Source organism: Virgibacillus sediminis, from assembly GCF_042643265.1.
Classification (GTDB): domain Bacteria; phylum Bacillota; class Bacilli; order Bacillales; family Amphibacillaceae; genus Virgibacillus_O; species Virgibacillus_O sediminis.
Map to the genome: position 1 here is coordinate 1 of NZ_JBHRRZ010000005.1, position 14,831 is coordinate 14,831.

At 43.4% G+C, this 14,831-nt stretch carries 12 protein-coding genes, 1 rRNA gene and 1 riboswitch; of the genes, 12 read left to right on the forward strand and 1 reads right to left on the reverse strand.

Annotated elements, in window-relative coordinates:
* Positions 1 to 150: 150 nt before the first annotated feature.
* Positions 151 to 266: ribosomal RNA gene (rrf, locus tag ACFODW_RS03105) — 5S ribosomal RNA — on the forward strand.
* Positions 267 to 830: 564 nt separating this feature from the next.
* Here rrf and ACFODW_RS03110 read toward each other — a convergent pair.
* Positions 831 to 2,132, reverse strand: a complete 1,302-nt coding sequence (locus tag ACFODW_RS03110; protein WP_390302837.1) for a S8 family serine peptidase — start codon at positions 2,130 to 2,132, stop codon at positions 831 to 833.
* A 1,383-nt stretch (positions 2,133 to 3,515) separates the two neighbouring features.
* Between ACFODW_RS03110 and ACFODW_RS03115 the strand changes: the two genes are divergently transcribed.
* The 11 genes from ACFODW_RS03115 (at position 3,516) to ACFODW_RS03165 (ending at position 14,819) form a co-directional block, all read left to right on the forward strand.
* Positions 3,516 to 3,953 (forward strand): CBS domain-containing protein, encoded by a 438-nt coding sequence (locus tag ACFODW_RS03115; RefSeq protein WP_390302840.1) that lies wholly within the window; start codon positions 3,516 to 3,518, stop codon positions 3,951 to 3,953.
* A gap of 494 nt (positions 3,954 to 4,447) precedes the next feature.
* On the forward strand, positions 4,448 to 4,975 hold the full coding sequence (gene ectA, locus ACFODW_RS03120; protein WP_390302843.1) for a diaminobutyrate acetyltransferase: 528 nt from the start codon (positions 4,448 to 4,450) through the stop codon (positions 4,973 to 4,975).
* A complete protein-coding gene (ectB, locus tag ACFODW_RS03125) occupies positions 4,975 to 6,252 on the forward strand; it encodes a diaminobutyrate--2-oxoglutarate transaminase (RefSeq protein WP_390302846.1) in 1,278 nt (425 codons plus the stop codon). Before ectA ends, ectB begins: the two co-directional genes overlap by 1 nt.
* A 76-nt stretch (positions 6,253 to 6,328) precedes the next feature.
* Positions 6,329 to 6,718, forward strand: a complete 390-nt coding sequence (locus ACFODW_RS03130) for an ectoine synthase (protein ID WP_390302849.1) — start codon at positions 6,329 to 6,331, stop codon at positions 6,716 to 6,718.
* Positions 6,719 to 6,940: 222 nt separating this feature from the next.
* A riboswitch (SAM riboswitch) is annotated at positions 6,941 to 7,049 on the forward strand.
* Between the two features lie 97 nt (positions 7,050 to 7,146).
* Positions 7,147 to 7,872, forward strand: a complete 726-nt coding sequence (locus ACFODW_RS03135) for a phosphoadenylyl-sulfate reductase (RefSeq protein ID WP_390302851.1) — start codon at positions 7,147 to 7,149, stop codon at positions 7,870 to 7,872.
* Positions 7,873 to 8,158: 286 nt separating this feature from the next.
* Positions 8,159 to 10,009 carry an assimilatory sulfite reductase (NADPH) flavoprotein subunit gene (locus tag ACFODW_RS03140; RefSeq protein WP_390302854.1) on the forward strand — a complete coding sequence of 617 codons (1,851 nt, stop codon included), beginning with the start codon at positions 8,159 to 8,161 and terminating at the stop codon, positions 10,007 to 10,009.
* A gap of 30 nt (positions 10,010 to 10,039) precedes the next feature.
* The gene (cysI, locus tag ACFODW_RS03145) at positions 10,040 to 11,776 is read left to right on the forward strand and encodes an assimilatory sulfite reductase (NADPH) hemoprotein subunit (protein ID WP_390302856.1); all 1,737 of its coding nucleotides are present in this window, start codon (positions 10,040 to 10,042) and stop codon (positions 11,774 to 11,776) included.
* 32 nt (positions 11,777 to 11,808) lie between these two features.
* Positions 11,809 to 12,585 (forward strand): uroporphyrinogen-III C-methyltransferase, encoded by a 777-nt coding sequence (cobA, locus tag ACFODW_RS03150; protein ID WP_390302859.1) that lies wholly within the window; start codon positions 11,809 to 11,811, stop codon positions 12,583 to 12,585.
* A gap of 12 nt (positions 12,586 to 12,597) precedes the next feature.
* A complete protein-coding gene (locus ACFODW_RS03155) occupies positions 12,598 to 13,347 on the forward strand; it encodes a sirohydrochlorin chelatase (RefSeq protein ID WP_390302862.1) in 750 nt (249 codons plus the stop codon).
* A gap of 24 nt (positions 13,348 to 13,371) precedes the next feature.
* Entirely contained in the window at positions 13,372 to 14,001 is a 630-nt protein-coding gene (locus tag ACFODW_RS03160; protein WP_390302865.1) for an NAD(P)-binding protein, read from the forward strand.
* Positions 13,998 to 14,819 carry a uroporphyrinogen-III synthase gene (locus ACFODW_RS03165; protein ID WP_390302868.1) on the forward strand — a complete coding sequence of 274 codons (822 nt, stop codon included), beginning with the start codon at positions 13,998 to 14,000 and terminating at the stop codon, positions 14,817 to 14,819. Before ACFODW_RS03160 ends, ACFODW_RS03165 begins: the two co-directional genes overlap by 4 nt.
* The last annotated feature ends 12 nt before the right edge of the window (positions 14,820 to 14,831 follow it).

The following is a 14,831-nucleotide window of genomic DNA, read 5'->3' on the forward strand; positions in this document are numbered from 1 at the left end:
TGAGGTTGATAGGTTCGAGGTGGAAGCGTGGTGACACGTGGAGCTGACGAATACTAATCGATCGAGGACTTAACTACATTCTTTACCATGTCACGGTATTTACTCTTATTTAGTTTTCAGGGTGCAAGTCAAACCCTATAATGCAAGTTGTCTGGTGGCGATGGCGGAGAGGCCACACCTGTTCCCATGCCGAACACAGAAGTTAAGCTCTCCAGCGCCGATGGTAGTTGGGACTTTGTCCCTGCAAGAGTAGGACGCTGCCAGGCAAAGCAGACCCCGGGAAGTGATTTTTCGCTTCCCGGGTTTTTTGGTGTAAAATTTTGTTGGGGTTTCCAAAAACTTAAGCATAAAAAAACACGTAGACTCCTATATCCTTTACACGCATATGTATTCTAACATGAAATTACCTGGTATTGAAGAAACAAGGATCTTGAAGATGAAACATCGCGTTTTATTACATCATCAATTCAAATCAAATGGCATTTCATTAGGATAAAGGGGTAGGAGTTTAACTCCCACCCCAACTTTGACTTAGAACCTAAGAAAATACAGACTTCTCTACCCTTTACACTTGAATGATGAAAAACAATAAAGAAGAGAAGATCATACACATGTATACCATGAAAAAAAGAGGCCTACCTCTCTATATCTAAAGCGTAAGAAGAGTCAAATCTGCTTGGATTACTGGAAGAAAATATAATTTGACATTTAAAAGCAGACAAGTACATGGAATCGCGTGTATGTACCATTAGAGTAAAATGTAAATAGGCCCGGCATTTATTAGAAGCAAGGGGCAGGTATTGAGTTCCCGCCCCTTACTATTCAATTGGCTAAATTTTTGTAATCCCCATTTTCCAACTTCGATAGTCTTCAGCCATTTTCACAGCGCTTACTGCATCTAGATATCCCCATGTATCATTAAGAGTTGGACGTGCCGTGGCCTTCAGGATGCTTTTTATATCATTTGGACTAAGAGCCTGGTTGGCTTCTAGCATAAGTGCTATAACCCCGGCACAAATCGGGGTGGCCATTGAAGTACCTGACATTTGAATATACCCCTCATCGATTACTTGTTCAGGAAGTTGTTTTTCCACAGCGGAGCCAGGTGCCAACAGGGAAATGATATTGCTCCCTGGTGAATAGATATCCGGCTTAATGAAAGAATCGATCGTTGGGCCGCGGCTCGAATATTCGGCAATTACATCATCTTCTCTATCAAGAGTATCCTGGTCATCTGCTGAACCGACTGTCAAGACGAATGGATTAATGGCCGGTGTACTAATTGTCGAGGATTGAGGGCCACTGTTCCCCGCTGCCGCACATACAACAATCCCTTTGTGCCAAGCTTCTTGAACAGTCAGTGATAGGGGATCGTCACGAAAAGATTCATAAGCTGGGGCACCAAGAGAAAGAGAAATAATACGTATATTGTATTCCTCTTTATGTTCGATGCACCATTCAATTCCTTCCATAATAGTGGATAGTCTCCCACCACCATCCTTGTCTAAAGCTTTAATACCTACAATAGAAGCTTCTGGAGCAGGGGAGACATATTCTCCTCCCGATAAATGGCCATTACCGGCAGCATCCCCAGCACAGTGAGTCCCATGGCCATTGTCATCATAAGGTTCTTTTTTATCTCCCACCAGGTCTTTAAAAGCTACAATCCGATTAGCAGGGTTCGTCAGGTCCTCATGGGGATATACCCCCGTATCAATGACTGCAATTGTTATATCTTTTCCCGTCAGCTGCAGATTTTTCCTCACATGGTCAGCACCTATATGGTGAGAGGCAACATCCAGAAATGCAGATACCCTGCGGTCATAGAATATACGGTCTACTGATTCATCATCCTTAATTTGCTTGATGGTCGCTGGTGTTAAATAACCTCGCATGCCATTGACTGAGGGAAGTTCTTTATCTAGTTTGTTGTGGGAAAGCCTATTGCAAGTCTGGAGAAGGTTAAATTTAGCTTCTGGCTTATAATCCTTTTTGAAATGGACGATTACAGGGATTTCATTATCGCTTGTCTCTTGCGGGTCAACTTTGCGGTTATCCTTTAGTTGTTCGATCAAACCAGGGTCGAGTTTTCGGCCGGCATTCTCAAACCATAAACCGTTCTTTTTGCTCATCTAACTTCCCCCTCTAATTAAAGATTCAGAATAATTATATATATCATACCAACTCTTTTCCTTTGTCACAATGAACCATCAGTACTAATTTAGGGGATTTGTGAATACAATGGCAGTTTTAATCTTTTTTCACAATTGGAGATTTTGAAGGGGAAATATTAGTGGGGATATTTGCTGTGTTCACTTTAAATCATTTATCTATGCTTGGAAACCATAAATGTGTCAATTTAAATGGATCTGGTTACTGCTCGTAAAATAGTGGTAGGTGAAGGCCTTGAAGAGGTGGAACTAATTCGCAGTTCCCGTCTGTTTCTTGGAAGTGTATACATGTAAGTGAACACATTAAGGCGTCGTCCTTGATCTTTCTGTAATGATGAAGAGGATCCGGTTTCTCCTATGTTTGTACGCCTTGATCATGTAGGCCAGAATGACCTGTTTCATGAATCGGCATTGAACTTCTATAAATATTTGGTTGAACAAAAAAGAATTAGCCAGGGCAATACGGATGCGTATTAGGAGTGAGGGACCCGATTAATTTCTTTTTGGTAGATGGGGGAGGGCTGCTGATGACTTGTCCCCTTTCCTATAAGGAAATTAATCGAGATTAAATCAGATGTTTACCGTGCCGACATAACTAAAATACTTCGTGGTTGTAAGGGTAATTCTAGGCAAACAATATTATATGAAGAAACAGAAGTGACGGGAATAATTCTTCAAAGGAAATGATGGAAGAAACTCAGGTGTTTTAGAGTTGCTTTACGCTCTTCTGAAAGTTATCCGCCTAATTACTCTATGACACCAACCGCTGAAAAGCTTATATAAAGCATAGGACTATCTTCTTGGGGGAAATCTATTACATGCCCTTGACTTTACGGGTTGATAATTGTATTATTGATTCTGCCCTTGAAAGGCGTTCATAGCGTAAAGGGAAAAAAGGATGAAATATGAATGATAGATTTCTGGTGATCCTTTTTGAATTTCTCCTGACAACGCAAGAAAATAGTTGACCCTGAACTCTATCTGTGATATATTAATAGAGTCGCCATAAAGAAGGCGGACCGGAAAGTTTAACAGTGCAAACAACAAAATAAAAAAGTTATTGACATTAACTTTTCGTTATGATATATTAATCAGGTCGCTTCAAAAAACGACTAAAACACTTTGCTCTTTGAAAACTGAACAAAACAACCAGTATGTCAAGAAGAAACAACTCGTTTTTTCTTATAAACAAGCAGAAGCATTGCTTCTGCAAAAGCTAAGACATTCGGTANACTTCCCGGGGTCTTTTGGTTTGAAATGCGTTAATAAATACAGACAGAATATACCTTTCATATTTAGACCTAATTAAAAGAAGAATACATATTGAAGGGGAGGGATTTTAAAATGAACCAGCCATTACGTAATATCATGACATCCGAAGTTTTTACGGTAAATGAATCTCAATCAATTAGGGAAGCTGCTGCAATAATGAGTGAACATAACATCGGCGCACTTCCTGTAGTAAATAATTCAGGGCAGATGACAGGGTTTATCACCGATCGTGACATAACTCTCCGTTCGACTGCACAGGGGGAAACTGCGGAGACGCCGGTATCCAAAGTCATGACTGCTCAGCAAATTGTACAGGGAACCCCTGACATGGATATTAGCCAAGCGGCGCAGTTGATGGCACAGCAGCAAATTCGCCGCCTTCCAGTAGTGGAGAATGGACAGATCGTAGGTATGGTTGCTCTTGGTGATTTGGCTACGGAACAAGAATTCGACGATGAGGCAGAAGAAGCGTTGTCCAGCATCTCTACACCGTCTGCTCCTCAGGAATAAAGTATTTTATGCTATTCGACAAAAGCTGTCCCCAGTTTATGGGGGCAGCTTTTTATTTTTATTACACATATACATAGAAAGCATGGAATTCGGAGTTCATTATTTGCCTAAATTAAATGAGCAGTAAATACTAAATTATAATAGTAGAATCTTCCTATGTCTGCCAATACAATATTAAAAACAATGGTTACTATTATAAACACCTTTGAGTAATTCGAAAAACCAGCACTCATTAATTTTTTTACCGGCAATTCCAAATAAATTTAGCTAATTCTTTAAATTTCGGTTTATTTGGCATTAAACGCTAGTTATTTATAGCCTTTTCAAAATATAAGCGTCTAAGCCGATTTGTACATGTTTAAATCCGCTAAATCGAGATTAATCCGTTTTGACGAATTAGAAAATTCCCTTTAACCTTTAATAGTACCGTGTTTTTAATAAATCTTTCCGGAGGTGGAAGCATTAATAAGAACGCAACAATTGAACGGACGTCAGTGAAAGAGCTGGCGACAGACATTCATTTTCGTAAGCCAAATAAGGATGATGGGGCATCGGTCTGGGAACTGATCAGACATACTGGTGTTCTAGACCTTAACTCTTCCTACAGTTATCTGATGTGGTGTGAGATCTTCTCGGATACATCAGTGGTCGCTGAAAAGGATGGTCAAATTGTCGGTTTCATATCTGGGTATATTCGCCCGGATCAGCCGAATACATTGTTCATCTGGCAAGTGGCTGTTCATGAGGAAGGACGGGGCAGAGGTCTAGGAACAAAGATGCTGTTTAAACTATTGAACCGGGAAGCTTCCAAAGATGTTACATACGTGGAAGCAACTGTCTCACCATCAAATACTCCGTCCCAAAATCTTTTCAAAGGTCTTGCAAAAAAGCTGGACACTAATTATGAAATAGATGCGTATTTTACAGCTGATGATTTTCCAGGGGAAGGGCATGAAGATGAACCACTTTTCAAAATAGGGCCTTTTCAGGAAGAAAATAAAAATGTAAAGGGATTGATATAATGACAACGGCAGTATTGAGCGATAAGAAAATGAAAACCTTTGAAGAAATAGAATCGGCAGTAAGAAGCTACAGCCGTGGCTGGCCGACCGTATTTGAAAAAGCAAAAGGATATAAGATGTGGGATACGGATGGAAATGAATATATTGATTTCTTTGCAGGTGCAGGTACCCTGAACTATGGGCATAATGATGACACTATGCAGGAAAAAATGATCGAATATATCAAGAATGATGGAATTATCCATAGCCTGGATATGGGAACAACTCCACGGAAAGAATTCCTTGAGCGTTATAAGGAAATAATCTTGGAGCCCCGCGATCTCGACTATAAAATCATGTTTCCGGGACCAACTGGAACGAATACAGTGGAGAGCGCATTAAAGATTGCAAGGAAGGTAACAGGCCGTGATACAGTAATTAGTTTCACCAACGCTTTCCATGGTATGACAATTGGGTCACTTTCCGTAACTGGAAACTCCTTTAAACGTCATGGGGCTGGTGTGCCGTTGCACCATTCCGTTTCCATGCCTTTCGACGATTATGTGGATGGCCAGAATTCCATTGCATATCTAGAGCGTTTCTTGGAGGACAGTGGAAGTGGTGTTGCTCTTCCAGCAGCAATTATTCTGGAAACTGTACAGGGCGAAGGCGGAATCAATGCGGCCAGTATGGAATGGCTGAAGGAAATTGAGAATATCTGCCGCCGTTGGGACATCCTCCTAATTGTCGATGATGTCCAAGCAGGAAATGGACGTACCGGCACATACTTCAGCTTTGAACCGGCTGGAATTAAACCGGATGTTGTCTGCCTGTCCAAATCCATCGGTGGTGTAGGTTTGCCAATGGCTATCACACTGATCAAGCCTGAATATGACCAGTGGGGACCAGGTGAGCATAACGGTACATTCCGTGGAAACAACCTGGCATTCATTACAGCAACTGAAGCGCTGAAACGCTGGGAAACAAATGACTTTTCAAAAGAAATCCAAGAGAAAGCCCAGTTCCTGAGTGATTCTATAAAAGAAATCATCAATAAGTATCCAGAATTAAATGGAGAAGCTCGCGGACGTGGACTGATGCAGGGTATTGCCATAGAAAAAGAAGATCTCGCAAATGAAATATGTGCAGAGGCATTTAATCGCGGTTTGATTGTGGAAACATCCGGACCTAGCGATGAAGTGGTGAAATTCCTTCCTCCGTTGATTATTGATAAGGAAGGTCTTGCAAAAGGGCTGAAAATTCTGGAAGAAAGCATCAAGGCAGCAATTTCTAAATAATTTTTGTGATATATTTTTATTAATATATATAGAAACAAACAAAACAGACTTTATAAATGGGAAAGGGGAATTCGATATGATCGTAAAATCCTTGGAAGATATTATTGGAACAGAAGACGAAACATCTGATGGCAATTGGACCAGCCGTCGTTTTATCCTGAATAAAGACGGTGTTGGTTTCAGTATGAATGATACTGTTATTGCAGCTGGTACAGAAAACTACTTCTGGTATAAAAACCATATTGAAGCAGTATACGTAATTGAAGGGGAAGGACAGATTGAAGAAGTGGAAAATGGCGGTAAAATGCATGATTTGAAGCCGGGTACACTTTACCTTCTGAATGACCATGATAAACATAAAGTTCATGCAAAAACTCAATTGCGTATGGTTTGTGTCTTCAATCCGCCATTAGTCGGAACTGAAACACATAACGAAGAGGGATATTACCCACTATTGACTGAATAGTTTTGGGGGAAGGATAGGACTTTAATTTAGTCCTATCCTTTTTTGATTGCGTAAGAAATTATAAAAATCACGAAGCCTTCTCCCATTGGTAAGCGGGTCCGGAACTAGCTTCAGAGCCAAACGTCTATAAGTATTAAAATCATTTTTTCTGAAAAGTGTATTGACTTAATGAATATGACGGTATAAAATGACTAACAACAACCACTTAAACAATTTCAAAAATTCTTATCGAGAGAGGTGGAGGGAGAGGCCCTTTGAAATCTCGGCAGCAGATGGGGGAACCAAACTGTGCCAATTCCAGCAGAGAGAAGTTGAATCTGCAAGATAAGAAGAGAATCAGCAATATATCAGATTATCCTCTTCTTATTCTGGTAAGGAGAGGATTTTTAGTTTTTGAGTGTAGAAGAATCCATATGGAGGGTTGATGAGTGAATAGTGAAGTAATTACTTATAATGATTTCAGTGGAGATCCCTTTAAGGATTGGCAGCCGCAGGATGAAACGAAAGGTGCCTCTGAAGTGCTGCAATGGGCATATGATACCTATGGAGACGGTGTAACCTACGCATGCAGCTTTGGAGCCGAGGGGATGGTTTTGATCGACCTGATTTCCAAGGTGAAAAACGATGCAGAAATTGTTTTCCTTGATACGGACCTCCATTTTCAGGAGACATACGACCTCATTGAAGAAGTGAAAGCGAAGTATCCAACATTGCGTATTCATATGAAGAAGCCTGACTTAACTTTGGAGGAGCAATCAGCAGAGCACGGCTCCGCATTATGGAAACGCCAGCCGGACCAATGCTGCTTCATTCGCAAAATCAAGCCTCTCGAAGATGCATTAAGCGGTGTCCCGGCATGGATTTCCGGTCTGCGCAGAGAGCAATCACCCAGCCGCAGCAAAACGGACTTTGTGAACAAGGATGATCGTTTTAAATCTATCAAGGTCTGCCCGCTCATTCATTGGACCTGGGATGATGTTTGGGAGTATATCCGGAGTAACGAACTTCCATATAATGAATTGCATGATAACGGCTATCCGAGCATTGGATGCATACCATGTACTTCACGTGTTTCCGATTCAGAAGATTCCCGTGCAGGAAGATGGGCTGGGTTCAATAAAACGGAATGTGGACTGCACACGACAGGAAAATAGCATTTAAAAACTTTTTTATTTTAATTTAAAACCCAGTATATTGCTAGTAATACCATACTTTATGATCAGGTGGGAATTTTGTATTTCCCGTCATACCAACTAAAAGGTGGTTCTTGATCATCAAGCATAGAATGGATGCATCATATCTTAAACCCGAGTAATTCGGTTTGTATACCATGCATATTAATATGTTAGTACAGGAGCTGATTGCTTATGTAAAAAGACAACTGGCAATTGATAAGCAATTAGCATAAAAAAATATATGTTTTTCGTGGGGTGAGTATCTTTGCAATTACAGGTAAGCAATAGTCCTTTTAGTAAAGAGCAGTCAGAAGACCTTAACCGAATTCTTCCAACCTTAACAGAGACACAAAGGATTTGGTTAAGCGGATACCTGGCAGTTCCAAAACAGGCAGATGCAGGTGTGGCGGCGACATTGGAAAGCCCGCCGGTATCACAGCCGTCGACTCAGCAAGCAGCACAGGTGGAACAAAGAGAAGTTACCATTTTATATGGATCGGAAACAGGCAATGCCCAGTCTCTCGCTAAGGATTTGGAAGAAAAAGTGAAGAAACAGGACAGGAAGGTAAAGGTTGCTGCACTGGATGATTTCAAACCCAAGGATTTAAAGAAAGTGCAAGATCTTTTGATTGTGACAGCTACACATGGGGAAGGGGACCCGCCGGATAATGCGATTTCCTTCCATGAGTTTCTGCACAGCAGGAAAGCTCCTAAGCTGAAAGACGTCCGGTTTTCCGTGCTTTCCCTTGGAGATGAGTCCTATGAATTCTTCTGTCAGACAGGAAAAGAATTTGATAAACGCCTGGAAGAATTAGGCGGAGAACGTTTATATGACCGTGTAGACTGTGATGTCGATTTCGATGAACCGGCTTCAGAGTGGATAGACGGTGTAATTGGCGAACTGGAGAAAGATAATGCAGATGCAGGTTCAGGAACAGCTTCTGCCGGCCAGTCAGACCAGGATCCGAGTTTGACGGCAGGACAGCCGATCTACTCTAGAACAAATCCGTTCAATGCTGAAGTATTGGAAAATATTAATTTGAATGCAGAAGGCTCGAACAAGGAAACCCACCATCTCGAATTGTCCCTTGAAGGGTCGAACCTGGAATACGAGCCGGGTGACAGTGTCGGGATTTTCCCAAAAAACGATCCTGCTTTAGTAGAGGAATTGATTCGGGAACTGGACTGGGATGCTGAAGAAAGTGTACCAATAAACAAACAGGGGGAAGTAAGGTCTCTCCGAGAAGCACTCCTATCCAATTTTGAAATTACCAGGATAACCAAACCGTTATTGAAAAAAGCGGCTGAGCTTTTTAATAACGACGATTTAAAAGAATTTTTGGCCTCGGAAAAAGATGAGGATCAAAAAGCCTATATGGATGGCAGGGATTTACTTGATCTGGTAAAGGACTATCCGCCGAAAGGAATCCAGCCGGCTGACTTGATTGGCATATTACGCAAAATGCCCGCACGTCTGTATTCCATATGCAGCAGTTATCAAGCAAATCCTGATGAAGTCCACTTGGCAATCGGAAGAGTCAGCTATCATTCGAATGGGCGTGAACGCATCGGTGTCTGTTCCGGTCAATGTGCAGAGCGTGTAGAGCCGGGAGAAACCCTGCCAATCTATATTCAAAAGAATGAGAACTTCAAGTTTCCGACAGATGGAGACACCCCAGTGATCATGGTGGGACCTGGTACGGGCGTAGCACCGTTCCGGTCTTACTTGGAAGAGTTGGAGGAACTCGAAGTGGAAGGGAAAACGTGGCTGTTTTACGGCGACCAGCATTTCACCACCGACTTCCTTTACCAAGTAGAATGGCAGAATTGGCTGAAGAATGGTGTGCTGACCAAAATGGATGTCGCATTTTCCCGTGATACGGAAGAAAAGGTCTATGTCCAGCATCGGATGCTTGAAAGTAGTGCTGAACTCTATCAATGGATTCAGGAAGGCGCCAATGTGTATGTTTGTGGCGACGAGAAGAAAATGGCGCAGGACGTACATGATACACTGCTTGAGATTTTCCAGAAAGAAGGAAACATGAGTGCCGAACAGGCGAACGATCTGCTTAAGGAAATGCGTCAGCAGAAGCGCTACCAGCGTGATGTATATTAAGGCAGGAACCAAGTGAAAGGAGCTTTAATCATGGCAGACAACAGATTTCCAGTACAGGATGGACCACCGAGTGAAATGGAAGATATAAAAGAGAACAGCAACTATTTAAGGGGTACAATCGAAGAAGAACTGGAGAACCGCATTACCGGTGCCATTCCCGATTCCGATACGAAACTGCTGAAGTTCCATGGCAGCTACCAGCAGGATAATAGGGATGAGCGGAATGAACGAAGAAGAAAAAAACTGGAGCCGTCCTATCAATTCATGATTCGCGTCCGGGCACCAGGCGGTGTAGCAACACCTGACCAATGGCTTGCTATGGATGAGATTGCGCGGAACTACGCGGATCAGACATTGAAGTTGACCACCAGGCAGGCTTTCCAGATGCATGGTGTCCTAAAGCGCAACTTAAAACAAACGATGCAGGATATAAATGCTTCGTTAATGGATACCCTGGCTGCTTGCGGGGATGTGAACCGGAACGTCATGTGTAATCCGAATCCATACCAATCGGAAGTACATGCAGAAGTTTATGAATGGTCGAAGAAGTTGAGTGATCATTTATCACCGCGCACAAATGCCTACCATGAGATCTGGCTGGATGGCGAAAAGGTAGAAGATAGTCGAAGAGCTGAAGAGGAAGTAGAGCCGATGTACGGCCGTTATTATCTTCCAAGAAAATTTAAAATCGGGATTGCTGTCCCTCCTTCCAACGATATTGATGTCTTTTCCCAAGATTTAGGCTTCATTGCCATTTTGGAAGATGGAAAGTTGAAGGGCTTCAATGTAGCCGTTGGAGGCGGAATGGGCAGCACGCACGGGGACACCAATACATATCCCCAAGTTGCACGGGTCATTGGCTACTGTCCAGCAGATAAAATCGTCGAAGTGGCAGAGACAGTCATTACAATCCAGCGTGATTATGGCAATCGGTCTAACCGGAAGAATGCCCGTTTCAAATATACCATTGATGCAAGAGGTCTAGATTGGATCAAGACGGAACTGAATGAAAGGCTCGGCTGGGAACTGGCAGAGGAGAAACCATATCAATTTGATCATAATGGAGACCGTTATGGCTGGGTGAAAGGTCAGGACAACTGGCATTTGACTCTGTTTATCGAAAACGGACGTTTGAAAGATACCGACGAACATCAGATGATGACCGGTGTCAGGGAAATAGCGAAAATCCATACAGGAGATTTCCGGCTCACGCCGAACCAGAACTTGGTTATTGCCAATGTAACGGACGAGAACAAAAAGCAGGTGGAAGAACTTGCATCCCAATATGGGCTTACAGAGGGCAAGCATCACTCTGCTTTACGGAGGAATTCCATGGCCTGTGTGGCACTTCCAACTTGCGGACTTGCGATGGCCGAGGCAGAAAGATACCTTCCATCCTTGATTGATAAAGTGGAAGATATTCTGGCAGAAGCGGGATTAAGCGAAGAAGAAATAGTGATTCGGATGTCCGGCTGCCCGAATGGCTGTGCACGGCCGGCATTGGCTGAGATAGCTTTTATCGGGAAGGCGCCTGGCAAATACAATATGTACCTTGGCGGTGGCTTTACTGGCAATCGATTGAATAAATTATACCGTGAAAATATTGATGAAGCAGAAATTTTGAGCATCTTGCGGCCGCTTCTTTTGGAGTATGCGGAGGAACGACAGGAAAATGAACATTTTGGTGATTATGTTATCCGCAGAGGATATATAGAAGAGGTGCAATCAGGACTGGACTTTCATGCAACAAATGGAGTAAAGAACTGATAAAGCGGGAGCGACAGAAGGGAAGTGACAGAATGGGAAAAGTTTACTTAGTAGGTGCCGGGCCTGGGGACCCAGACCTGATCACTGTTAAAGGATTGAAGGCAATCCAGCAGGCAGACGTTATTTTATATGACCGTCTAATTAATGAAGAATTACTGCAACATGCTTCCCCGTATGCGGAATTGGTTTTCTGCGGGAAACGGCCGGACCAGCATTCTCTCACACAGGATCAAATTAATGCATTGTTATGTGATTATGCAGAGCAAGGAAACGTGGTGACAAGGCTGAAAGGGGGAGACCCATTCATATTCGGCAGAGGTGGAGAAGAAGCAGAAGTATTAAGCCGGCATGGGATTTCCTATGAAATTGTACCCGGTATCACTTCCGGTTCTGCCGCTCCCGCATATGCTGGTATTCCACTGACACATAGGGATTACAGTTCATCTGTCGCCTTCGTATCTGGAGTAAGCAAGCAGGATGGCTCAGCGGAGAACTATTGGGAGCATCTTGCAAAAGGTCCTGACACCCTATGCATCTACATGGGTGTGAGAAAGCTGCCGGATATTTGTGACAAACTGATCCGCTATGGGCGGGATCCGCAAACTCCGATTGCTTTGGTACATTGGGGGACTACAAAGGGCCAGCAGACAGTAACCGGAACATTGATCGATATCCAAGAGAAATCCCATCTTATCCAAAATCCTTCCATGATTGTCATTGGGGAAGTAGTTCGGCTGAGGGACCAGCTTAAATGGTTTGAAGAAACACCGCCACAAGAATTATTTCCGCAAGAGGCAATTGTTGGCTAGGGGGTGGCACGGATGCAGGGAATTCTATATGTCAGTCATGGGAGCAGGGTCCCTGAAGCAACAGAGGAAGCCAAAGCTTGTATATCGGATGTCATGGATGAGGTGGAAATTCCGCTGCAGGAAACTTGTTTTTTGGAACTCGCCGAACCGACGATCGAGCAAGGCATGGCCAGCCTGGTCAATCAGGGGGCAACAAAGATTTCCATAGTACCTGTTCTGCTGCTTAGTGCCGGACATTATTATGAGGATATCCCCGGTGAAATCCAGGACGCAAAGGCAAAATATCCTGAAATCACCTTTAGTTATGGCGAGCCTCTTGGCGTTCAGCCGCGCATTACGGATGTACTGGCAGACCGTCTGAAAGAGGCAGGTGCCCTGCCTCAGCCGGAAGCAAGAATCCTGCTTGTAGGGAGGGGAAGCCGAAAGCCCCAAACGAAGAAGGACATTAAGCAAATCAGGGAACATTTGCAGGATAGAGTTGGGATTCGGACGGAAGTAGGCTTTCTGGCAGCATGTGAGCCATCCTTTGAGGAAAGTTTTGAATCTCTCTTGGCAGAAGGCCATTCGCAAATTTTTGTCGTTCCATACTTATGGTTTACCGGAATACTGATGCGAGACCTGGAAGCAAAGGTTGCCGAAGCCCGGGAACAAAGCTATAATGTCACTCTTTGTCATCAGCTGGGGTGCCATCGGATCATGCAGGAAGCATTGAAGGAAAGAGTCTATGAGTCCATTGGAAGAACGTTGAAAAATCACCAGTAAATTGAAGCTAAAGGAATGTTAAGTATGGCGGTAACACCCCTTATGATTGACCTAACAGAACAGCATGCCGTTATTGTTGGAGGCGGTCGAGTTGCCGAACGGAGGGCTGCAACACTATTGGCGGGCGGTGCCTTTGTAACAGTTATCAGTCCGCATCTCAGCAACGGACTTCAGAGGGAATGGGAAAAAGGGCAGATACTATGGAAGCAGAAGCTATTTGAGGCCACAGATATTTACGATGCTTTCATAGTCATTGTGGCAACCGACAATCCAAAGGTGAATGAATCGGTAATCAACGCTGCTTCCCCCAATATGCTGGTTAATGCAGCAGGAGAGGCTGAACAGGGGAACGTGGTATTTCCGTCCTTTTTTCGACGGGGAAAGCTGTCCATCAGTGTTTCTACGAATGGAGCGAGTCCCCAGCTTTCAGCCAAGATAAAAAAAGATCTCCAGGGGATCTACAGTGAAAATTATGAAGGATATCTAGATTTTCTTGCTGAAAGCCGGAAGCTGATCAAGCGTTCCCGCCTGGATCCTCATTATCAGCAGTTACTTTTGAAGGAACTGCTCTCTGAAAGCTTTTTTGATGAAAATAAACAGCTATCTGCAATGGTGTGGTTCCGGAAGCTGGCAAAGGAGGGGGAAGCAGGATGAAAAAGCTGGAAGGAAAACAGGTTGGAGTGGCAGCTGCTCGAAGTGCTGATGCGATCAGCAGTTTAATTATAAATAATGGTGGCAGCCCGAAAGTATTTTCCATTCAGGGAGAACAACTCTTAAATGAAGAAATAAGCAGGAGTAATATATCCGAGCTGCTGTCCCGTCCATTTGATTATGTATTGCTGACCACCGGTATCGGGGCGAAAACATTGGAACAGGCAGCAGAGCAACTGGGCCTCGTTCCCGACTTTATCGATAAGCTGGGACATACTAAATTGGCTATCCGTGGAAGCAAGACACTGAAATGGCTGAAACAGCATTCATTAACCACTTCCATTGAGGCTGAGGATGGTACCATGGAAAACCTGTTGAATAAACTCTCCGAAGAATCGAACGGAGGGAAACAGGTGTTTTTGCAGGCATACAATGAAGATGATGCTTCCTTGAAGGGAAAGTTGGAAGAGCTCGGCTACACTGTGTATTTATCTAAGCCTTATCAATACCGGAACCCGGATAGAGAGACCTTGAATAGTCTACAAAAACAGATTACGAACCGCACGCTGGATGCAGTAATCTTTACCAGTAAAACGCAGGTGCAGAACCTGTTTTTGGAAGGATCTACTGCACAGAAGGAATTAATGGAGGCATTTAATGAAGACGTTCTAGCGGTGGCGGTCGGTAAAGTAACAGCAAAAAGACTGGAATCATATGGAGTATCCAATGTATTCCAGCCTACCGATCCAAAGATGGGAAGAATGGTTGTTGAACTTGCGAATTTTTATGATGTTAAGCGAAATGAAGCTAGTCGTCCCTGACCCATCATAACG